The following is a 21,527-nucleotide window of genomic DNA, read 5'->3' as shown; positions in this document are numbered from 1 at the left end:
TTAATCCTGCGGCGTTTGCCGCAGTAGTAGGCAAGATGTACACTCAGTGTTCTAGATATAGAACGATGGTAAGGGCAGGCAATGTTCACCGATTTGAACGATCTGTTTTATTTCGCCAGCGTAGTCGACCATCAGGGCTTCGCCCCCGCCGGCCGGGCGCTGGGTATCCCCAAGTCCAAACTGAGTCGACGCATAGCGCTACTGGAAGAACGCCTGGGCGTACGCCTGATCCAACGCTCGACGCGACGGTTTTCCGTCACCGACGTCGGTCTGAATTACTATGCGCACTGCAAGGCCATGCTGGTAGAAGCCGATGCCGCACAGCAAGCCATCGAACAAACCCGCGCCGAACCCTGTGGCACGGTGCGCATGACTTGCCCGGTGGCCATTCTGCACACCCGGGTCGGTAGCATGGTGGCGGCCTTTATGGCCGATTACCCGAAGGTCACAGTGCATCTGGAAGCGACTAATCGCCGGGTAGATGTGGTGGGTGAAGGCCTGGATCTGGCCATCCGCGTGCGGCCGCCGCCGCTGGAAGACAGCGATCTGGTACTGAAAATTTTGGCGCAGCGCACCTGGTGCATCGCCGCCAGCCCGGCGCTGGTTCGAACCCTGGGCCCAGTGGAAAAACCGGAAGAGCTGCATAAATACCCCACCCTGGATCTCGGTCCGGCACGCGCACAGCACCTGTGGCAGTTGACCGGGCCGCAGGGAGAAAAAATGGAATGGGAACACAGGCCACGGCTGGTGACGGACGATATGCTGATGCTGCGAACTGCGGCGATTGCCGGTGCAGGCATCGTGCAATTGCCGTCAATGATGATGCGTGACGATATGCTGCGCGGTGAGTTGGTGCAGTTGCTGCCGGGTTGGCAACCGCAGGGCGGCGTGGTGCATGCGGTTTACCCGTCGCGCCGCGGCCTGCTGCCTGCGGTGCGGCTGCTGCTTGACTATTTGGGGCATCAGTTCGCCAGCATCGAAGAGGAGTGATCAGGCGGTGATTTCGATGGCGTTACCGTCCGGATCACGGATGATCGCCTCATAAAAACCGTCCCCTGTCCAGCGTGGCGCCGCCTGCAGGATCCCCTCCTGCTGCGCGCGCTGCGCCAACTGATCGACACGGCTTTCCTCTCCCACCGACAAAGCAATATGCGCCCAACCCACACGTTCACTGGCCTGCTCCGCTGACAGCAGATCCGGCAAACTCATGATTTCCAGCGTTGGCCCCGCCGCAAGGCTGACAAAGCGGGAAACAAACCCCGGACGGTTCCGGCTAACGTATTGTTCCCCGGCAACGCCGTCAAAATACCGCTGCCAGAACGTCACCTGGGCATCAATATCGCGGGTCCAGAGTGCAACATGGGCTATTTTCATCTCAGTCTCCAATGGGTGAATCGCTGTACAACACTTTGCCGCCACTGTGCGTGATCTGCTGTTCGAGCTGCGGATGACGGCCAGGTGGCGTGACTAAATAATCGACCCGATTGGCGGGCAAAAAGCTGTAGGGGGCATAGGTGTTGAGTTTGTCGCCGGTGCATAGCACCGCCAAGTTGCCTGACCGCGCCAGCAGACGCTTCTTGAACTGGGCATCCTGATAATTCAGCGCCGAGAAACCGCAGCCCGGGTCATAAGCACAAATGCCGACGAAAGCGAGGTCAAAGTAAAAATCGTCGATTTCCTGTACCGCCTTGGCGTCCACACAGCCGCCAATGTCGGCATCCAGCTCGCCGCCGATTAAAATCGTGCGGATCCCCGGCTGTTCCAGCATTTTGCCGGCAATAGTCAATGCGTTAGTCACCACCGTCAGCCGCAAATCACGCGGCAACAGCTCGGCCAAATAAAGGTGCGTACTGCCGGCATCGAGGAAAATAACTTGCCCTTCCTTGACCAATGCCAGCGCAGCCAGCGCCAGTGCCTGCTTCTCGTCACCGCTCAATTGCAGCCTTGCGCTGATAGGGCCGGTTGCCGGCGTGGGTGCCAGCGCACCGCCATAAATGCGTTTACACAGGTTTTGTGCCGCCAACTGGCGCAGATCGCGCCGAATGGTGGCTTCGGTGGTGTTCAGGCGTTCCGCCATTTCAACCGCCAGCACTCGCCCCTGCTGCTGCAAGGTAGCGAGGATCGCGTCGTGGCGCTGATTGGGCAACATTTTGGACATTCGGCTTCTCGATGGCGAACAAGTGATCACAAATGTACACAAACGTGCATAAACGTACAAATTTTTATGCAACGCTACGAAAGGGCAGCGCTGGGCTAGACTGAAACTTTACGTCTCAAATAAAGGACTATTGATGACCTCAGCCGTGCTTTATACCTTATTCCCCGCCGCAGCAACCGTCATTGGCGCCGCCATCGCGCTGTACCGCCGCCCTGGCGATGCCGCCATGCGCATCATTCATCACTTTACCGCTGGTATCGTCTTTGCCGCGGCCGCGACCGAAATTCTACCCGACCTCAAGCAACAATCGCCCTGGGCAGTGCTGCTCGGTGGTGCCGCAGGTGTGCTGATGATGCTGCTGGTCAGGCGTTTGGGCGAACGAGCTCAGGGGCCGGTGGGCTTTGTGGCAACCGTCGGCGTGGATATTTTTATCGATGGCCTGGTGCTGGGCATCGCCTTCGCTGCCGGTGCAAAAGCGGGCCTGTTATTGACGCTCGCGCTAACGTTGGAAGTGCTGTTTCTGGGGCTGTCGATCGTGGGCGATTTACGTGATTTTTTCGGCCGACGGATAAAAGCCATGCTGGCGATTGGCGGCCTGGCTCTGCTGTTGCCACTAGGCGGTATGCTGGGTGCGCCGATTGCCATGCTGGGGGCATTCTGGCTAACCGCGTTTCTGGCCTTCGGCCTGATTGCCTTGCTCTATCTGGTCACGGAGGAGTTGCTGGTTGAGGCGCATGAAGGAGGTAAAGATACCCCGCTCGCCACCGCGATGTTTTTTGTCGGTTTTTTACTGCTGTTGCTGCTGGAAGAAGGGATGGGGTAACACGCAGGAATTTTACGGGGCTATTACCTCACCCCAAGTGATTTGGCTATACTGAGGCGAGCAAGGTTACCGCAGAACGTAACGGCTTGGGCGCTAAGGGAAAAGGATGCTGTCAAAAATTGCGAAGTGGCTATTTCAATTGCCGGGCAGGCTGTTTGGGGGCATTTTCAGGAGCCGCCTGACGATTTTTATCTTCTTTATGCTGATTGCCGCTGGGGTTTTCAGCGCCAAACGCTATCTGCGAGCCGATCAAAATGACGATGAGTTTGTCGCGACGGCTACCACAGATTACAACCGGGCCATCCAGCGTGAAATGCCGATGCGCGAAGCTCGCGAACAGTGTGGTGGCCCGCTGCATGACAATGCCGGGCAACCCTGGCCTCTTTCGGCCGGCTACCTGCATCAGCCGGAAGGCAAAACCGCCAACCCACTGCAACAACTGACGCTGGATAATCAAAACAACAATTTTGCGGTGTTGGTCAAACTGGAGACGCCGGGCGCGCCACAGCGTTTGGCGGAAGTTTTTATTCCCGCAGCCGGCAGTTTTAATATCAAAACCAACCCGGCCGGGGAATACGTGATGAAAATTAAAAACATCAAAACCGGCTGTAACTTCCGCTCCAAACCTTTCACCCTGAGTCGTCATCAGGATTGGCGGCTGTCGCTGAAACTGCAAACGGACGGCAGTGTGCAATACCAGCCGATCAGCGACCGCGAGTTTTAATCGCGAGGCTTATTTCTTCACCGGATGATCGCGGCGGAATAATTCCCAGCTTTCGATTTCCTGGCCGTTCGGCAAGGTACAGGTGGAATACTGGCCGTCAGCATTTTGCTTGGCGTTCAGCTTGCCGCCGATCTTAGTGCAATACACGTCCGCCGGGTTCGCCATGCCAATTGGTTTTACCTGCGGCGGCGGTGGCGCATCGTTAGATTTCATGCTGCAGCCCTGTAATATCGCCATCCCTGCCAGCAGGGAAACCATCAGAATTTTTTTCATTTTTCTCTTACCACTCCCGGTCTATTTCACGTCGCAGATAGCCGGCCCGTTTGAAATACGGCGGGGAAAGTTAAAAACGGCGGCAGCCTGAGCATACCGCCGTTCAGGCTATCAGGAAATAAAGGACGCGCCCTGTTTCAGGACCAAATCACAGGCTTTTTGCTTCACTTTTTCAGTGATTTGCGAAGTGCCCAGGCTGTTCAGATCCAGACTCTTGCCTTCGCCGGTTTTCAGCAGACCGCCCAGCCCTTGCTGGTAGTCCTGGCTTTTGGCGTTCTCCGTGCTGGTGATGCCCAGTTTACTCAGCAGTTGGTCTTTCACCGCTTCGGTGCCGTTGGCCGACAGGACGTTATTTTTCACGCAGTACTGCAAGATGCCGGCCGCGTTGGTCATGCTGCTGGAGCTCAGCGCTTTGTCGCCACCGTTCAGTAAACCGGTCAGGGAAGACAGTGAAGTGCCACTGGTGCTGCCACCCGATTTACTCAGTTCACCGGCCGCGCTGCTGAGGGAGTCCATCAGGCCGGCTGCCTGAGCGGCGCCGCAAGTCATGGCGGAAGTCAATGTCAGCGCCAGCAGTAAACGATGCTTGGTGTTCATGGGGTAAAGCTCCTGTTTATCTCGCCATCCTTTCAGCATCCCCCCTTGCCATTGGCAACAGGAGAAAGCGGATGGGCGAATCGTGTGCAATCAGCGCAATGCGCCGGGTCACCTCTTGGGACGTCACCCACGGCGACAAGTTCCTTTTAGTCGGCAATACGGCGTTTTTTCAGAATTCAGGTAATTTTTTGAGCGAGGAATGTACAGCTAGGCGCTATGGGCCGCCAAACTGGGCGACCCGCGGGGGATCAGAACTGCCAACGCAGCCAGGCGAAGAACACGTTGCCGTTATTATAGGTGCCAGGAATATAAGTGGCCTGGAAGGTCAGACGCTTATAACCGATAGAAGCCAAAGGCAACGGGGCCGGGATAGGAATGTAATTCCAGTTATCTCGCGCAGTGACACTGGCGGTGAAGCCCAGACCCAGTCGGAAGTCCTTGTCGTCCAGAGGACGCCAGATCTTCTCATAAGCGTAACCGCCGATCGGCTCCCACTTATTGAATGAATCCTTGAATGCCATCAGATAGATACCGTGCCAGTCACCGTCGCTGTCGTAACGCGAAATACCATAGCCGGCGCCCCAGGGGCGCTCGTTGTACTTATCGATATGTTCGTCGTCGTAAGTCCAGCGGTTATGCCAGGTGATGGCCGGCAGATAAATGTCTTTATTCGGCGAGTTGTTCCAGGTTTCCGCCACGTTATCGGTGAAACGCTGCCACAACCCAGGTTTTTCAGCCTGCGCCGCGCTGCCATTTTCTGCACCAACCTCAGCGTAAGAAGGTAGTGCAGGAAATAGCAGCGCCACTGAGCAAGCCAAAATTGTCCGTTTAAAAAACATCATCAAACTCCTGTAAAAAATAAGGCCGGCGATTCTTACCGATCGACCCATCAAGATCAAGCTGTATCTTATTTATCCAACTGCTTTCTCCTACCTCGTTGTCACTTGGTTAAGTTTAGCCGCAGGTAAAGGGAAGCGCGCCCGGCGGGTCGACTCCGGGCGCTCAGGCTACTGCGCTCCCTATGCACCGTCTGTCGGAATACTCCGCAATCATGCCGCTGCCGAAGTAAAACCCGGCGGCTCACCAGCCTGCCAGAGAACTTCTTTCCTGCTCTGAACGTAGCGAAATCTTTACTGCTGCCCAAAGAGCAACTGTAATCGCCGTCACGCTTTTCGTGGGTTCTCTCCCCCCGTTTTGCGGCAATCTCAATAAGCTCAAGGCCCTGTCAGGCGACACGACTGTAAATTTGCAGTTACAACGCTGTTTTAGAGACCTGCAACGGCAAAAACGGATGACTTCCCACCGTCATTTTTAGCGGCAGGCAAAAGTACCGATGATCATCCCGCGCGCCATGTTCCGGCCACAGCTGCCATATTTCACATATCTATTACATTAGGTGAAAAATACCACCCACAACATCGCTGCGGTTAATCCCCCTCACTCCCAACGTAAACCCGCAAATACAACAAGCTACCCTCTCATGCGCCCCACTCAACTTGAACAAGCCGATAGTTTAAATAATTGTTAAAGCTAACGAGCATGACCCGGTCTGCAAGGGCTGAACGTTTATTGAATTGCTCATAACACAACATCGCCAGCAAGTTATTTGCTGCTCTCTGCCTGATAAAAGAAAGATAAAAAATCCGGAGAAACACATGAAAATCACTATCGGGGCATTCATCCTGCAACAGCTCCGCACCCTGAACATCGATCGTATTTATGGCGTACCCGGCGACTATAATCTGGCGCTGCTGGAATTGATCGAGCACGACAGCAATATTGAATTTATTGGCAACTGCAATGAGCTGAATGCGTCCTACGCGGCCGACGGTTATGCACGGTTAAAAGGGGCTGGGGCACTGATCACCACCTACGGCGTCGGCGATCTGGCCGCGCTGTCCGGTATTGCCGGGGCTTACGCCGAGTCCGCACCGGTTGTCTGTCTGGCCGGTACCCCGCCGCTGCACGCAATGAAAAATCATGAGCTGCTGCACCACACGCTGGCGGACGGCAATTTTGATAACGTCATGAACTGTTTTAAACAATTCACCGTCGCCCAAGCGTTGATCACGCCAGAAAATGCGGCGATGGAGATCCCTCGCGTTATTTCCCGTGCCTGGACGGAAAAGAAACCGGTTTATTTACAGTTACCTTCTGATATTTGTGATGTGGAAATTGAAATCACTCAGGCAATGGTCGCGCCGCAATTGCCAGCCAGCGACCAATATAATGTCCAGTTGGCGGCCATGGCATTGCTGGCGCGAATAAAACAGGCAAAGAAATCGATTATTCTGGTCGACCAAATGGTGGATCGCTTTCAACTGCAGCAATTAGTGATCGAGGTCGCACATAAATTTGCCATTCCCCTCACCAATATGCCGACGGCCAAATGCATCATTCCGGAAACCACGCCGGGTTGGATGGGCGGTTACAGCGGCAACCTTTCGCGCCCCGAACTCTATGAACATATGGCGCACGCCGACTGCGTGCTGAGCTTTGGCGTTCGCCTGGTGGACTCGACAACCGGGTATTTTTCGCACCAGATCCCGGCTGACGCGCAAATTGATATTCAGCCGTTCTCCGTGAAGCTGGGCACCACCTCTTACCCGGCAGTGGCGACCGCCGACCTGTTGCAGGCGCTGCTGGCACTGGGTGAAGAGGTAACAGGCCACCCGCCGACGCCCCTGCCTGAAGCGCGGCATCGGTTGGCAACGCCCAGCGATACCCCTATCGATCAGGCTTACTTATGGCAACGCATACAACGCTTTATTCGCGCCGATGACGTAATTGTGGTGGAGAATGGTACCTCGGGCGCGGCGATTGGCGGCATGCGTATGCCGGATGGTGTTCAGGTGGTCAATCAACCGATCTGGGGCTCGATTGGCTATACCCTGCCGGCGCTGCTGGGGACCATGATGGCCGCACCAGACCGCCGACATATGCTGTTCATTGGCGACGGTTCTTTCCAACTGACCGCTCAGGAAGTTTCCACCCTGCTGCGCTACGATCAGAAGCCGATTATCTTCTTGATTAACAATGATGGTTACACCATCGAACGTTATATTCTTGGCGAGAACTCGTCGTACAACGATATCGGCCCCTGGGACTACGCCAAACTGCCGGCGGTGCTCAATACCCAGGCGAAGCCGTTCAGCGTGGCGGTAGAAACTACCCACCAGTTGGAATTGGCGCTGGAACACGCCTCGCGTCAGGATCGGCTGGCCTTTATCGAAGTTAAGGTGCCGATGATGGACACCCCGCCGGTGATGAAGGAATTCTGCAACCGCTGCAATAACTTTAACTTCGGCTTGACCAACCCGCGTCGCGCTTAACCCCGTCAAGATCCGCCGTAGCTCAATGCGCGGCGGACCCCTCCAGACCTTGCACCACCTGCCGCTGTAAACTTTGCAGCAGCGGGTGTTGCCGCCGGTGGCCCAAACGCAACGCATGTGCCACCTTCGGCAAGGGTAACTTACGCTCAAATACCGTCTCGATCCCCACCCGCCGATCGACAGATTGCTGATTAAGCAGGCCAATCCCCATACCGGCAGAAATCGCTGCCAACATGCCGGATATCGAAGGACACTCCACCGAGACCTTGTGGGCAATGCCCGCGGCACTCAGGCGCTCTTCAGCCAGCCGGCGATAAAAGCAGTCTGGGCCGTAACTGACCAATTTCACACAGTCACCAGGCTGAAAACGCCATCCTGGCGGCGCACACCAGTGAATTTGTTCCGTTGCCAGCACCACATCTTCGGTGCTTAACGCATCGCAAAACTGCTGATGCAGTACCAGGTCCAACTCTCCCTGAGCCAAAGCGTTACGCAATACCTGGCTTTGATCGATGACCAACTGCACGTCAACCTGCGGATGTTGATGGGTAAAGGTCGCCAACAAGGTGGCCAACCGGGACAGCGACATCTGCTCTGTGGCGCCAAAACGCACTGTCCCCTGCAATAACGAGGGGGAAAAATGCGCCAATGCCCGATCGTGTGCCTGCAAAATCTGTCGTCCATGCATCAACAGCGCCTCACCGTCCACGGTGGCGATCAAAGCGGCTCCCTGGCGATCGATCAGAGTGCGGCCCAGCTGTTCCTCCAACCGTTTGATTTTCCAACTCACTGCCGACTGACTGAGATTTAGCTGTTTCGCCGCACGCGTCATGCTGCCGGTGTCGATTACGCTCTGCAGCGCCCGCAATGCATCGATGGATAAACGCTGGTTCATAAACGCCCTCATGACAAAAGTTGGATTGAATCACCATAACTTGTCATTGGCGTCATGAAAAGACGAGGGGTAGGGTGATATTCAACACGGTAATGGGGAGAAATCATCATGAGCGGCTTAACTTCTCAGGTTAATCAACAGGTCATTATTCAAGGGCATCGGATTGCCACTGGCGTACAGGGGACTGGTGTGCCACTGGTGTTGGTACACGGAACCCCCGCCCATTCGATCATATGGCGAAATTTGCTGCCCCGCCTGACGGTGGCCGGCTTCCAGGTTTATTACTATGATCTGCTGGGCTACGGCGCATCGGAACGCCCATTGTCCGCAGAGACCTCGATTATCGCACAGGCGGATTTACTGATCGCCCTGCTGAACCACTGGCAACTGGATTCCGCCCACGTATTTGGCCACGATATTGGTGGCGCGTTATCACTGCGCGCGGCCTTCGGGAACGCTAATCGCTTTCGCTCGCTAACCATTGCGGACATTTGCAGCTACGATTCCTGGCCTTCACCCACCTGGCGCAGCATCCGCGATAATTATCGTCAGTACGCCGTCATGGACCCCTTACAACATCAACAAACCCTAACGCGTCAGTTGCAAATGGCCGTGTTCAACAAATCGCTGATGATGGGAGAGCTGTTGCAGAGCTATCTGGCCCCGATCGTTGGCGTGCTCGGTCAACCGGCCTTTTATCAGCAACAGATCGCCCATTATGATGCCCGCTATACTGATGATTTCGCGCAGCGTCTGCCAAAACTGCGCCTACCGGTGCAAATCCTGTGGGGAGAAAACGATGAATGGCAGCCGGTCAGTTACGCCTACCGTTTACAAGCTGACATTCCCGGCGCCAGGCTGCAGGTGATCCCGCAGGCGGGGCATTTTCTTATGGAAGATGCACCGGAAGCCGTATCCCAACAGCTGGAGACCTTTATTCATTCACTTTAAATCGGGCGAATGCGCTCAGGAGAACACAATGCAATTGATAGGCATGCTGGATTCACCCTATGTGCGCCGGGTCGCTATTTGTTTGAAATTGTTGGAGATAGAGTTTGAGCACCAGGCAATTTCAGTGTTCAGCGGTTTTGACCGGTTTAAAGCCATTAATCCGGTGGTAAAGGCCCCAACGCTGGTGCTGGCCGACGGCCAGATCTTGATGGATTCTTCGCTTATTCTGGAATATGCCGCAGGTATCGCCCCCTCCGGCAGAGCTTTACTGCCAAATCAGGGCGCGGCGAGACTGAACGCCCTGCAGTTGAACGGGCTGGCATTGGTCACCTGCGAAAAAACGGTGCAAATCGTTTATGAACAGCAGTTGCGTCCGCAAGAAAAGCAGCATCAGCCCTGGCTGGATCGTGTCCAGGGCCAACTGCAGGCGGCCTACGCCGAACTGGAAAAACAGTTGCCGCAGTCCGCCGTGTCACCATTTATGGGCAGCGCAGAGGTCAGCGTGGCGGTGGCCTGGGGCTTCACCCAACTGATGCTGCCCGGGCAGATCAGCGACCAGCAACACCCGACTTTGGCGGCATTTGCTGCTCAGGCCGAACAACACCCGGCGTTTATCAGCACTCCGCAGGTTTAACCTGCCGAAGCGCGCGTCATGCAGCGTTGGCGCCGCTCATCTACCCGTTTGGCAAACCAGGCGGTGGTCAGCTTACGGGTGATTTTCGGGCTTTCCAACTGAATGCCTGGCAGCATTTCCCGCGGCAGTTTCTTGCCGGTGGTTTTCTCTGCCAGCGCATACACCCGCGCATACAGGTCGGTATCGGCAAATTCGGGCAGGTCCCCCTTCTCCAGCGCCCGGCGAATTGCCGAGTCGCTCATATTGAGCCGCTTGCCGAGGGTACGCACCGCCAGCTCGGTGGTGCCGGGTTTGTCGGTGCCGTAGTTAATCAAGTCGCCATCCAGTGCCAACGGAATGCCCGTCGTGCGGCTGACCGCACTTTGGAAAGCGGCGTTGCGGCTGGCGTACCAACCGGCATTGAAGTCGGCGAAACGGTAGATCGGCTGGCTGTAGTCAGCCGGGTAACCCAACAGGTGGGCAATGCCGAAATACATGCCGCCGCGGCGGCTGAACACTTCACGGCGGATCGAGCCGTCGATCGGATACGGATAACCTTTGGCATGCGCTTCGGCAAAGGCGATGCTGACCTGCATCGGCCCGGCGGTATGCACCGGGTTCAGGCTGCCAAACAGCTTTTGCCCCATCGGCACCGAATCAATCATATCGTCAAAGATATCGCTCAGGTCTTTTTCGGTGCGAACCTTATCCAAACGCTCGCTGTAGCTCTTGCCGTTCGATGATTTGATCAGCAAAGCGGTATGCACCAGAAAGTTGGGAATATGTAACTGATCAGCGCGGCGGTCGATCTCTTTCCAGGCGATTTTGGGCAGCCCCGGCACCGGCGGATTGGCCTGGAAGGTCGACTCCTGCTCGGTTACCGCCAGCACTGAACACAGGTTTTGGTCGCTGGGCTCGATACCCTGTGCGGCAAAAGCGGCGGTGATATCGGTGGCCCAGCCCTGGCGATCGGCGGTGTTAGCCGGCATCAAACGCACCAGTTGAGCTTTGACGTCAGCCGGGCGTTGCACCGGTGAAGTCGTGGTGGTTTTCGTGGTACAACCGGCCAGCACCAGCAGCGCGGCCAGGCTCAACGGACGCAAGGTCATCGGGTTGATAAAACGGCGAATTGGCATCTTTTCCCTGATCGTTTTGACATACACTGCAGTGACGTTAGCCCAGCAGCGGACCCCGATCCAGTCTAAATGTGTTGATCCGGAGCTGAGAGCAGGCGTTTGCCAGGAAATACACCTTAAAGGAATGACCGTGGGGTTAAGCATCTTGCCTTGCTCACTTCTAATCACACCTTTCATGATCGCGGGCATTTTCAATGAGCTGATAAAGGTGTATTTTATATGCAACATATAAAATCATTTTATTCGCCCACACCGGGGCAACGCAAAATTTAAGGAGAGACGCATGAATGAGCTGCTTTGTTATAAAACCCTGCCGGTATGGAACAGCGTGACGCTGCCGGAGAGTTTCCAGCAAAAGCACAACACCCAAAGCGGCACCTGGGCCAAACTCACGCTGCTGAGCGGCACCCTGACCTTTGCGTTGATGACCGAAGAGGGCGAAACTACCGAAACCTGGCAGTTCAGCCCTGAGAGCCAGCCACCGTTTATCGAACCACAGCAATGGCACCGCATCGTTTCATTTTCCGATGATATGACCTGCCAACTGGCTTTCTACTGTTCACCGGAAGATTACTACCACAAAAAGCACCAACTGACGCGCACCCATTCCGAGGTGATCGAAGCCGTGCAGCGCATAAAACCCGGCAAAGCGCTGGATCTGGGCTGCGGCGGCGGGCGCAACTCGCTCTATCTCAATCTGAAAGGCTTTGACGTCACCGCCTGGGACAAACATGGCCCGTCGATCGACAACCTCAATAGCATCATTGATAGCGAAGGACTGACGCACATTCGCGCCAGCGTGCAAGACCTCAATGCTCACACCTTCAGCGGCGATTACGACTTTATTCTTTCCACCGTGGTGTTTATGTTCCTCAGCCGCGAGCGAATTCCAGGGTTGGTGAAAAACATGCAGGACAGCACCCTGAACGGCGGTTACAACCTGATTGTCGCCGCGATGGATACTCCGGATTACCCTTGCAGTCTGCCCTTCCCCTTCACCTTTAAACCGGGCGAGCTGAAGGAGTATTACGCCGACTGGGATATCCTGAAGTACAACGAGGATGTCGGCCAACTGCACAAAACCGACGCCGCCGGTAACCGCATTTCGCTGCGCTTTGCTACGCTGCTGGCGCGTAAACCCTAAAATCCCTTCAATTGGCGCCGCTCGATACAGTATTGACCGGTGCCGACCTGTAGCAAAATACGGCAAACAACATGAAGTTTAATACGTTGCCAACCCGCCGCTGCGGCGTTAGGATCGCGCCCGGCTACGGGTGTAGCCAGTGTTATTGGCTGTCAGTTCCGCGCATGGAGAGGTTATTGTGTTAGAGAGTTTTGGCGTCCTGAATCTTTGGACCTATCTGGCCGGGGTGGTATTTATCATCATTCTGCCAGGCCCGAATACGCTGTACGTACTGAAGACCGGTGTGACACGTGGCGTACGTGCCGGTTATACCGCCGCGCTGGGCGTGTTTATCGGCGATGCGATCCTGATTTTCTGCGCCTATATTGGCGTGGCTTCACTGATCCGTACCACGCCGTTCCTGTTTACCCTGGTGCGTTTTCTCGGCGCAATTTACCTGCTGTTCCTCGGTGCGAAAATTCTCTACGCCACCTTTATCCAGAAAAATGCGGCGCAGCAACAACAGATTGAAGGCGGCCACAGCATCCTGCGCAAATCGCTGACGCTCAGCCTGACCAACCCGAAAGCGATCCTGTTCTACGTGTCGTTCTTCGTGCAGTTTATCGACTTCAACTATGCGCACACCGGCCTGTCGTTCACCATTCTGGCGCTGATCCTCGAATCGGTCAGTTTTATCTACATGACCACGCTGATCTTCTCCGGCGCGATGCTGGCGCACTTCTTTAACCATAAGAAAGGCCTGGCAAAACTGGGTAATGGCCTGATCGGCCTGCTGTTCCTCGGCTTCGCCACTCGTTTGGCCACCCTCAGCTCCTAGTTCTCCGCATTAACGGCTGATCCCCTCAGCCGTTTTCTCTACTCTGTCACGCACGACAAACCGAATGTCAGACAGACAAAAGCCCTCCTTCTCTGCCTGCTATAGACTTTTAAGGTTAACGATAGCGACCTTTTTTGTCTGACAGGAGGGCGTATGCCTGACAATAACGTAGCAGTGATGGACAGCGTTTCACGTTTTCTCGATCGTCATCATGGGCTGTATATCGACGGCCAATGGTGTGGTTCCACCGCCGAAGGCCGGCTGGCGGTGTATAACCCCGCCAATGGACAACAAATTTCCTCCACCGCCGACGCCAACGCGCAAGACGTCGCTCGCGCCGTACAATCGGCCCATCAGGCGTTTACCTCTGGGGTCTGGGCGCAACGTTTACCTGCCGAGCGCGAGCGTATTTTATTGCGCTATGCCGATTTGGTTGAACAGCACACCGAAGAACTGGCCCAGTTGGAAACGCTGGAACAGGGCAAGTCGATCAATATTGCCCGCATGTTCGAGGTAGGCTGCACGCTGAACTGGATGCGCTACACCGCCGGGCTGACCACCAAGATCACCGGCCAAACCCTGGACGTATCGATCCCCATGCCGCCGGGGGCCAAATATCAGGTGTATACCCGTAAAGAGCCGATTGGCGTGGTGGCCGGCATTGTGCCGTGGAACTTCCCACTGATGATCGGTATGTGGAAAGTGATGCCAGCGCTGGCCGCAGGTTGTTCCATCGTGATCAAACCCTCGGAGACCACGCCGCTCACCCTGCTGCGCATGGCCGAATTGGCGACCGAAGCCGGCATTCCAACGGGGGTATTCAACGTGGTGACGGGTAAAGGTACCGGCTGCGGCAAAGCGCTGACCGAACACCCGCTGATCGCCAAAGTGAGCTTCACCGGCTCCACGCCGGTCGGCAAAGGCATCGCCCGCGCGGCGGCGGACCGGCTGACACGCGTGACGCTGGAACTGGGCGGTAAAAACCCGGCCATCGTGCTGAAAGATGCCGACCCGCAGCAGGTTATCGAAGGCCTGATGGCGGGCAGCTTCCTGAACCAGGGACAGGTGTGCGCCGCCAGCTCGCGGATTTATATTGAAGCGCCAATCTACGACACCTTGGTGGCCGGGTTCGAGCAGGCGGTGAAATCCCTGTCCGTCGGACCGGGCATGGATGCCAGTGCGCAGATCAACCCACTGGTCTCCAGCGACCACCGCAATAAAGTGGCGGCCTATCTGGACGATGCCAGATCCAAGCACGCTGAGTTGATCAGCGGCGCGACCGGGCCGGACTCGCAAGGGTTCTATATTCCGCCGACGCTGGTAATTAACCCGGACGACAAGCTGAACCTGACGCGCGAAGAAGTGTTTGGCCCGGTGGTCAATCTGATCCGCGTGGCTGATGCTGAAGAAGCGTTGCGCAAAGCCAACGACACCGACTACGGCCTGACCGCCAGCCTGTGGACCACCAGCCTGCAAGCGGCGATGGCCTTCACGCCACGAATTCAGGCTGGCACGGTGTGGGTCAACACCCATACGCTGATCGACGCCAACATGCCTTTCGGCGGCTTCAAACAATCGGGTAGCGGCCGTGATTTCGGCCCGGACTGGCTGGATGCTTATACCGAATCCAAATCGGTGTGCATTCGTTACTGAACAGCGCCTTAATCGCCAGTAGCGCCCTCCAGGGCGCTACTGATACTGCTTACGGTATTCGCTGGGCGAAACGCCAAAACGGCTTTTGAAGGCGGTGGAGAAATGGCTGTGATCGGCAAAACCCCAGTCATGGCCGATAGTGACCAACTTTTGCCGCTCAGGCGCCGTGCGTAGCACCTGAGCGCACAAATCAAGACGGCGGTGCTTGATATATTGCGCCACCACCAGTCCCTGACGGGCAAACATCCGGTACAGGCTGCGTACCGAAATGCCCAGTTCAGCGGCGATCCACTCAGGCCGCAACTGCGGCGACTGGATATGCGTATCGATAAACGCCAGCGTACGGGTGAAAGCCTGCGGGAAAACCTCCGCTCCCACTTCAGGTTCCACCAGCGCCGGGCGCAACAGAGTTGCCACAGCACTCAGTATCGCCTCGCTCTCCGGTGCGCTCATCTGCGCGTCCTGCATGCAGCCCAAGACCAGTTGCCGACTGAGGCGCGCCATGCTGCTTTGCCCATCCAGCCGTCGTGCGAATTGCAGATCGCTAAAACGTGCCGACCGTTCGAAATAGCTGCGCGGCATCAGTAATGAGATTTGGCGGGAGTCCTGTTGAAAGGTAAAACTGCTGGTACGTGAAGCGTCGATCAGCGTGACGTCACCGGCGGACAAGACTGCCTGTCGGTCACCCTGCTCCATCAATGAACTGCCGCGCAGTTGAAAGACCGTGAAAAAATGCGAGCCGTCGCTGCGGTTAATTTCTTTTTGGGTTCGATACAGGCGGGTTTGCGTCGCATCCACCACGCTCATACGTAACGCGTGGGCACGAAATTCCTGCATCGCGCCGCTAAATCCCGGCCCCAGAGTTCGGGCGCAGAACCGGCCGCAGGCGGAGTTGATTTTCGCCAACCACTCCTCGAAGCCAACCTCCCTGACCGGTACGGAAATTGCCATGGATCCCCCCTTCACACATCAGCGATGGACGCGTTCGAACCGCAAGCGGCAATGAACAGAAAATCAACATAACAACCCAGTAACATACAAGCAATGCCGACAGTGGGATCTGGCGCTGGGATCACAAATTGCGCCTTATGGCTCCAGACATGAAAAACCCGGCCGTAGCCGGGTTGATAAAAACGGGAAAATCGGGAGGATTAAGGCTGGCTATCCAGCAGATAACGCACCACGGCCGCGTATTCTTTTGCATAGCCGTCAACGCTTTGGCTCGCCATTCCGGCATTATCGATTTTGTACTTGCCGGAGACATAAAACGATGGGGTTGCCCGTACGTCCAGCGCTTTCACCGCTTCATTCTGCTTGGCAATCAAGCCCTTCACCAACAGGCTGTGGCGCGCATTTTCATAGGCCGCGGCATCGACGCCGGCGGCGGCAAACACCCGCTGAATATCCTCTTCACTGTTGATGGCGCGCTTTTTTTGCAGCTCGTCGAACAGCAGGCCTTCGATTTTATCCTCGATGCCCATCACCATCGCTACCGACCAGGCTTCAGTCAGCTCATTGCCCAATTTGCCCATCAGGCCGACATGATATTTGGTCAGCTTGGTGCCCTCAGGCAGCGCCTGGCTGACGGTGCTGCCAACATGGTAGGTTTCGGCAAACTGATAACAAGGGCCGCAATAAAAAGAGAAAAACTCCACCACCGCAGGGGCTGACGCCACCGGTTTATCCAGGCGAGAATATTGCTCGCCAGCACGGTAATCCGCCGCCACGGCGACAGCAGGAAGCAATAGCGCCAGGAGCGCACCGGCGAACAGCCGATTAACTTTAGCCAACATAACTACTCCAATTCAGATGAGAACATTGTCCCTAACGGCGGTGTTTATAATCAAATTATCGGAACAAGACCAGTTTTTATTACCTTGTATTTATGTGGGATTGGCTCACATCAAGGGGCCATGCGGGCCGTCAGTGGCGTTCTGCGCCCCAGACGTCATGCTACACAACCGCCTCAGAAGAGGCGGCAGCGAAATAAGTATGCCGTTAATTAATAACAATATTGGTGAGTATGGATTCACTGCGGGCAAGAAGACTTATGCCAAGAATACGCTGCGTCAGCCTTCACTGACGCAGCGGGATCACACTTAGTTTTTTGGCAGTTGAATACGGACTACGCTTTCCGGTTTGCCGGCTTTGGTGCTGGCTCCGTCATTCTTCACCGTCACGAACAGCACGTTGTTGCTGGTGTCCAGCGCCAGGCTGTTAGGGTGCGGCGGCAGTTCTACGGTTTGCAGGCGCTTGAGGCTGTTTGAATCAAACACCGTCAACGTACCTGCGCCATGATCGACGCGGATCCCTTTGCGGTTGGCGACATACACACGCTGGTTGCGATCGTCCAACAGCAGGCCAATTGGCACTTCATCGGTCAGTTCGCTGGCTAACACTTTGCCGCTGTCCGCATCCAACGCAAACACCCGGTGACCGCTGCTGCGCTTCACGTAGTCGCGCTCAAGGTGGGTATTGCGGTAGTTGTCGCGGTCGATCCCCTGATCCACCCCTAATAGACGGTTATTCTTCCCGTCGTACACCAGGTTCAGCAGCTGATCCGCTTGAATCTCTTTGGTAGAGGTGATCGCCAGGGTATCGGCATTCAGGGTAATCAGTTGCCCCTGCATGTTAGAGACAAATACGCGCCGTCCTTTCTCATCCAGAGTGATGCCCACCGCGTTGTAGCCGAAACCGGGGATCATTTTCTCCAGCTTTTGAGTCCGGGTATTGACCACAAACAGCACGCTATCTACCCCAAAACCCAACCCCGGCAAGAACAGGCGGCCGCTCTGCGCGTCATACTTCATTTCGCGGATGCGGTACTGATAGTCCTCGGTGATCTTGAAGCGCTTAAGCTCCTTGAGCAGGAACTCTAGGCGCTTGCCGCTGATACCGGCCTCTTTGTAGGTCTGCTCCAGCATCGTTTTTTCGGTCACCGGAATGCTGTCCAGCGCACGGTTGGTGGTGGTATCCACCACGCCGACCGAGCCATTGAACCCTTGAGTCAGATACAGCCGGTGGCCGGCATCATCCAGGGCTACGCCGAACCCCTTCACCTGCAGAGGGATCTCCGCCTGCACCGCCAACGTGGTCGGATCCAGACGCAACACGCGGGATTTCGCCTCTTCCTTCCAGTCCGGTGCGCTGACGAACAGCGACTTCTGGCTTGGGCTGTAGGCCATTTCCACCAGCGCCGACGACAATGGCTGGCGCTTGATATCCTGCTGAGTGATCCCTGCGTCACGGGCCTGCGCCGCACCGGCCACCACCAACGACGTTGCAATCAACAGCGACAGTAAAGCGCGGGGTGTTCCTATTGTTCCAGACATCCGTTTATCTCCATGAAAGTAATAAAGTCAGTTAGGGTGAACAACGTTATTGCTGTGGCGCCGGCGGCAAGGCCGACAGTGGCATATCCCCACCAGCCTGTTGGGCAAAGTGAGAGAAAACGTGCTGAATAGTTGCAGCGATCAACCCCGCCTGTTGCGCGGTGTAATGATCGGTACGGTAGGTCATCATCACGCGCAGGGATTTCACGCCGTCGAGGTTTTCTTCCATCACTTCAAACTGCAAACCGAGCAGCGATTCGGTTTTCTCCGGCTCCACCTGACGATAGGCCACCGTGCTGCCGTCCTGCAGGGTAAATGCCCCGTTCAGCTTGATACGGCTGTGGATCTGAATGAACACTTCGAACATGTGGTTCTTGCGGTCGGCATGAGCGCCAAACAGCCCTTCTTCCACCAGATCGATAGGAATATCGGTGTAAGGCATAGAACCATTGATGGTGTTTTTCACCTGCTCAATCAGCCCTGCGACCGTCAGCTGTTCGGTGAAGCGCACCCGGTGCACCACCACCGTGGTGAAGTAGCCGATGGTGTCAAAGAACTCGGCGTCGTTACGGCCGGAGGTGGAAGTCCCCACCAGCAGATCCGTCGAACCGCCCAACAGGCGCAGCGCCGTAGTGATACCGGCGTAGACCACGTTGAACAGTGAGGCGTTGTTCTTCCTGGCCTGCGCGTACAACCCCTCAGCCACCGTTGGTTCGACGTCAAATTCCAGCCATCCGCCGTTGACGTCTGCATCGGCCGGGACTGCAGGATGGTGCGAAGGTTCCTGCTGGAACAGCGGCTGACCGACCGGCGCATCGCGCAGGTTATCGAGCCAATAGTCCAGGTGTTGCTGTGCGACGCCGCCGGCCTGCTGCTGCCGGGCAAAGGCATAAAACTGCGGCACTTCACCTTTCCACTGCGGCTTCTGCCCCGCCACACGGTGGCTGTAGGCGATGCCCAGCTCGTCCATCATCAGGTTCAGCGACCATTCATCCAGCACCACATGGTGGAACAGCAGCGAAAGCAGTTGCCGGCCGGTTGCCGCGTCACGCAGGAAGGTGGCGCGCAGCGGCAGCTCGCGGGTCAGATCAAAGCGGTGGTCGCCGGCCTTGGCCAACAGTTCGCTGGCGTTACCGGCCGGTGTTTCATGAGAGAAGTGGAACCACTCGTAATCGAGCAGTTCAGCCGCAGGCACGACCTGTTGGCGAACCTCCCCCTGATGTTCGATAAACAGTGAACGCAATACGCTGTGGCGCGTCATGACGTCGATAAACGCCTGACGCAGGGCCATTTCATCCACCGGATCGAGGAAATTGATGGCGAAAGGCAGATTGAAGATCTCGTCGTGACCGAAGGCCTCGTACACTTTCCACAGGGAGTGCTGGGCCAGCGACAGCGGTGCCTGGACGACCTCATCCCGCAGCTGTGTACTGGGCGCTTGTACCGCCGGTGCCGTAACCGCCTGACGTTTGGCGTAGGCCGACAGCCCTCGGGCCGTGGCGTGACTGAACAGATCGTTAATGTTGAGTTCGATACGGTGCAGGCTTAACAAACGACCGATGACGCGGGTCGCGACCAGCGAATGCCCGCCGCGATCGAAGAAATCTTCATCGACGGTCATGTCCGGCGCCACCAGGGCATCGCGGAATTCCGCCAGGATCAATTGGGCGATTTCATCATTTTCTTGTTGTTGTGCATCCTCTCCCGCCAGAACAGCTTCGGGCTGGGCCAACGGTTGCTCAGCGGCAGGCAGCAGGGCTGTCGTGATCGTCCGTCCGGCGAGATAAGCGACGAACTGCTCCAGCAGGAACGGCGCGACATGCGGAGTCAGGCGCGGATCCGCCACTAACTCCAACACCACCGAGTCCGGCTCGGGCAGGCTCAAAGCCAGCATCAGTTCAAAAGGCGTATGCAGCGGCGGTAACAGCAGGCGTTCAGCACTAACCCCATCCAACTGCAGCGCCACCGAAGGATCCGCCAGCCAGCTCACCAGAAGCTGAGCTAATTCTGGGTTGGGCGCTTCCGCCGTTTGCTGTGCCAGCAGTCGGCTTTCCACCTCCTGATCCGCAGGCTGCAAGGTCAGGCGTTTCAATCGGCTAGCGCCCTGCCAGCCGTCCATGCCGTTTGCCTGTTGTGCGTCGTCGAGCGGCACGCACAACTGCACCGGTTGCCCGCCGGACTGAGCGGCGATAAAGCGGCCAAAGCGAACGGCGATCGCCGCCAGTAAGGTGGTTGGGTTCTCGGTTACGGGCAAAATCTTGCGCGCCACGCGGGTCGCTATACGTACCCCGGCCTGCGCCAGACGCTCGTCCTGTGCTGCCAATTGTCGGTAGTCCCGCAGCGCTGTCGCATGGCGTGGCCACGGCAGAACCAGCTCCGTCGCTTCCGGCAATGGCGTATTCAGTACAACCGGCGACAGAGTGTCCGGGACTGGCAGGGGATCATGGCGATTATACAGCGCCGACAGCATCGTCAATAATTGTCGACACGACAGCCGTTCAGCCAAAATATCGTGGGCAACGACGCCCAGCACCGAACCGGCACCGGTAAACAGCAGAAAACGAACTGGTGCTTCGCTTGCCAACTCAAGAGGCGTCGCCTGCGCCTGCAACAGACGGCTTACCGCCTGCTGTTCGTCCGCGACAGGCTGAATGCTCACCGGATTCAGCGTTGCGTTGCCGCGCAGTTTGCGTAAGCCTTGCTCATCGTCGAAATCGTAACGAACGTCCAGTTCCGGCATCAGTCGGGTCAGAGCCTCCAGCGCGCTGGCCAGTCTGCCGATATCCGGCTCGCCGCCCAGCCGCCAGGCCATCGCCTGCTGGCAACCGCCGTCGCCGCGCTGCTGGTGCATGAACCACGCCAGTTCTTCCGCTTCGCTCAATGGCTGTGAGGCATCCGCCGCCCGCTCGCCCAGCGTCTGAAACGCCAGGTCCAGACGCTGGGCCTCGTCATCGCTGAGAATATTGTCAAAATAACCGCTCACTGCTCTATCTCCTTGTGCCCGGCCATACCGGAACCTCGGGGGGAACGCGGGCCATAAACAGGGACGTATCCACCACAGATCGCTGACAAACTCGCG

At 56.6% G+C, this 21,527-nt stretch carries 20 protein-coding genes; 9 read left to right on the top strand and 11 right to left on the bottom strand.

Translation table 11 applies throughout. From position 1 onward, the window contains the following. Window positions 1-81: 81 nt before the first annotated feature. Complete coding sequence (locus AC1RKC_RS22280; RefSeq protein WP_046374399.1) at window positions 82-990, top strand: LysR family transcriptional regulator; 909 nt, start codon at window positions 82-84, stop codon at window positions 988-990. On the opposite strand, the gene AC1RKC_RS22275 is transcribed toward AC1RKC_RS22280, so the two are convergent. Together AC1RKC_RS22275 and AC1RKC_RS22270 are read right to left on the bottom strand one after the other, a co-directional pair. Then, window positions 991-1,374 carry a VOC family protein gene (locus AC1RKC_RS22275; protein ID WP_020825404.1) on the bottom strand — a complete coding sequence of 128 codons (384 nt, stop codon included), beginning with the start codon at window positions 1,372-1,374 and terminating at the stop codon, window positions 991-993. A 1-nt stretch (window position 1,375) separates the two neighbouring features. Beyond that, the gene (locus tag AC1RKC_RS22270; protein WP_116691206.1) at window positions 1,376-2,158 is read right to left on the bottom strand and encodes a DeoR/GlpR family DNA-binding transcription regulator; all 783 of its coding nucleotides are present in this window, start codon (window positions 2,156-2,158) and stop codon (window positions 1,376-1,378) included. A gap of 133 nt (window positions 2,159-2,291) precedes the next feature. On the opposite strand from AC1RKC_RS22270, the gene AC1RKC_RS22265 reads away from it, so the two are divergent. Then, on the top strand, window positions 2,292-2,981 hold the full coding sequence (locus tag AC1RKC_RS22265; protein ID WP_020825402.1) for a ZIP family metal transporter: 690 nt from the start codon (window positions 2,292-2,294) through the stop codon (window positions 2,979-2,981). Between the two features lie 106 nt (window positions 2,982-3,087). Next, the gene (locus tag AC1RKC_RS22260; RefSeq protein ID WP_392457246.1) at window positions 3,088-3,705 is read left to right on the top strand and encodes a hypothetical protein; all 618 of its coding nucleotides are present in this window, start codon (window positions 3,088-3,090) and stop codon (window positions 3,703-3,705) included. Between the two features lie 9 nt (window positions 3,706-3,714). Here AC1RKC_RS22260 and AC1RKC_RS22255 read toward each other — a convergent pair whose 3' ends face one another. The 3 genes from AC1RKC_RS22255 to pagP form a co-directional block, all read right to left on the bottom strand. Beyond that, on the bottom strand, window positions 3,715-3,978 hold the full coding sequence (locus tag AC1RKC_RS22255) for a putative hemolysin (protein ID WP_020825400.1): 264 nt from the start codon (window positions 3,976-3,978) through the stop codon (window positions 3,715-3,717). Between the two features lie 111 nt (window positions 3,979-4,089). Further along, entirely contained in the window at window positions 4,090-4,575 is a 486-nt protein-coding gene (locus AC1RKC_RS22250; RefSeq protein ID WP_020825399.1) for a YjjA family protein, read from the bottom strand. A gap of 248 nt (window positions 4,576-4,823) precedes the next feature. Next, window positions 4,824-5,417 carry a lipid IV(A) palmitoyltransferase PagP gene (gene pagP, locus AC1RKC_RS22245; RefSeq protein ID WP_170868519.1) on the bottom strand — a complete coding sequence of 198 codons (594 nt, stop codon included), beginning with the start codon at window positions 5,415-5,417 and terminating at the stop codon, window positions 4,824-4,826. An 813-nt stretch (window positions 5,418-6,230) separates the two neighbouring features. On the opposite strand from pagP, the gene AC1RKC_RS22240 reads away from it, so the two are divergent. Beyond that, complete coding sequence (locus AC1RKC_RS22240; protein ID WP_493092519.1) at window positions 6,231-7,907, top strand: alpha-keto acid decarboxylase family protein; 1,677 nt, start codon at window positions 6,231-6,233, stop codon at window positions 7,905-7,907. 22 nt (window positions 7,908-7,929) lie between these two features. Here AC1RKC_RS22240 and AC1RKC_RS22235 read toward each other — a convergent pair whose 3' ends face one another. Continuing rightward, window positions 7,930-8,802 carry a LysR family transcriptional regulator gene (locus AC1RKC_RS22235; protein WP_046374402.1) on the bottom strand — a complete coding sequence of 291 codons (873 nt, stop codon included), beginning with the start codon at window positions 8,800-8,802 and terminating at the stop codon, window positions 7,930-7,932. Between the two features lie 108 nt (window positions 8,803-8,910). On the opposite strand from AC1RKC_RS22235, the gene AC1RKC_RS22230 reads away from it, so the two are divergent. Both AC1RKC_RS22230 and AC1RKC_RS22225 read left to right on the top strand, forming a co-directional pair. Continuing rightward, window positions 8,911-9,753 carry an alpha/beta fold hydrolase gene (locus AC1RKC_RS22230; RefSeq protein WP_172958951.1) on the top strand — a complete coding sequence of 281 codons (843 nt, stop codon included), beginning with the start codon at window positions 8,911-8,913 and terminating at the stop codon, window positions 9,751-9,753. A gap of 28 nt (window positions 9,754-9,781) precedes the next feature. Next, window positions 9,782-10,387 carry a glutathione S-transferase gene (locus AC1RKC_RS22225; protein ID WP_493092517.1) on the top strand — a complete coding sequence of 202 codons (606 nt, stop codon included), beginning with the start codon at window positions 9,782-9,784 and terminating at the stop codon, window positions 10,385-10,387. On the opposite strand, the gene AC1RKC_RS22220 is transcribed toward AC1RKC_RS22225, so the two are convergent. After that, on the bottom strand, window positions 10,384-11,502 hold the full coding sequence (locus AC1RKC_RS22220) for a DUF1615 domain-containing protein (protein WP_048759678.1): 1,119 nt from the start codon (window positions 11,500-11,502) through the stop codon (window positions 10,384-10,386). The genes AC1RKC_RS22225 and AC1RKC_RS22220 overlap by 4 nt on opposite strands. A 283-nt stretch (window positions 11,503-11,785) precedes the next feature. Between AC1RKC_RS22220 and tehB the strand changes: the two genes are divergently transcribed. The 3 genes from tehB to AC1RKC_RS22205 all read left to right on the top strand — a co-directional run bounded on the left by tehB (window position 11,786) and on the right by AC1RKC_RS22205 (window position 15,116). Beyond that, window positions 11,786-12,646 carry an SAM-dependent methyltransferase TehB gene (gene tehB / locus AC1RKC_RS22215; RefSeq protein WP_493092515.1) on the top strand — a complete coding sequence of 287 codons (861 nt, stop codon included), beginning with the start codon at window positions 11,786-11,788 and terminating at the stop codon, window positions 12,644-12,646. Between the two features lie 178 nt (window positions 12,647-12,824). Next, window positions 12,825-13,463: a leucine efflux protein LeuE gene (leuE, locus tag AC1RKC_RS22210; RefSeq protein ID WP_020825394.1), complete on the top strand. Its 639-nt coding sequence runs from the start codon at window positions 12,825-12,827 to the stop codon at window positions 13,461-13,463. A 153-nt stretch (window positions 13,464-13,616) separates the two neighbouring features. After that, window positions 13,617-15,116: an aldehyde dehydrogenase family protein gene (locus AC1RKC_RS22205; protein ID WP_493092513.1), complete on the top strand. Its 1,500-nt coding sequence runs from the start codon at window positions 13,617-13,619 to the stop codon at window positions 15,114-15,116. A gap of 36 nt (window positions 15,117-15,152) precedes the next feature. On the opposite strand, the gene feaR is transcribed toward AC1RKC_RS22205, so the two are convergent. The 4 genes from feaR to AC1RKC_RS22185 all read right to left on the bottom strand — a co-directional run bounded on the left by feaR (window position 15,153) and on the right by AC1RKC_RS22185 (window position 21,431). Then, entirely contained in the window at window positions 15,153-16,067 is a 915-nt protein-coding gene (feaR, locus tag AC1RKC_RS22200) for a transcriptional regulator FeaR (RefSeq protein WP_490633361.1), read from the bottom strand. A gap of 200 nt (window positions 16,068-16,267) precedes the next feature. Next, the gene (locus AC1RKC_RS22195; RefSeq protein WP_261134974.1) at window positions 16,268-16,909 is read right to left on the bottom strand and encodes a DsbA family protein; all 642 of its coding nucleotides are present in this window, start codon (window positions 16,907-16,909) and stop codon (window positions 16,268-16,270) included. A gap of 306 nt (window positions 16,910-17,215) precedes the next feature. After that, complete coding sequence (locus AC1RKC_RS22190) at window positions 17,216-18,448, bottom strand: YncE family protein (RefSeq protein ID WP_046374410.1); 1,233 nt, start codon at window positions 18,446-18,448, stop codon at window positions 17,216-17,218. A gap of 46 nt (window positions 18,449-18,494) precedes the next feature. Beyond that, window positions 18,495-21,431 (bottom strand): condensation domain-containing protein, encoded by a 2,937-nt coding sequence (locus AC1RKC_RS22185; protein ID WP_493092511.1) that lies wholly within the window; start codon window positions 21,429-21,431, stop codon window positions 18,495-18,497. Window positions 21,432-21,527 lie beyond the last annotated feature (96 nt).

The sequence above is a fragment of the Serratia sp. GW822-FHT06E05 genome (assembly GCF_058799445.1).
This window is presented reverse-complemented; position numbering and strand designations above follow the sequence as displayed.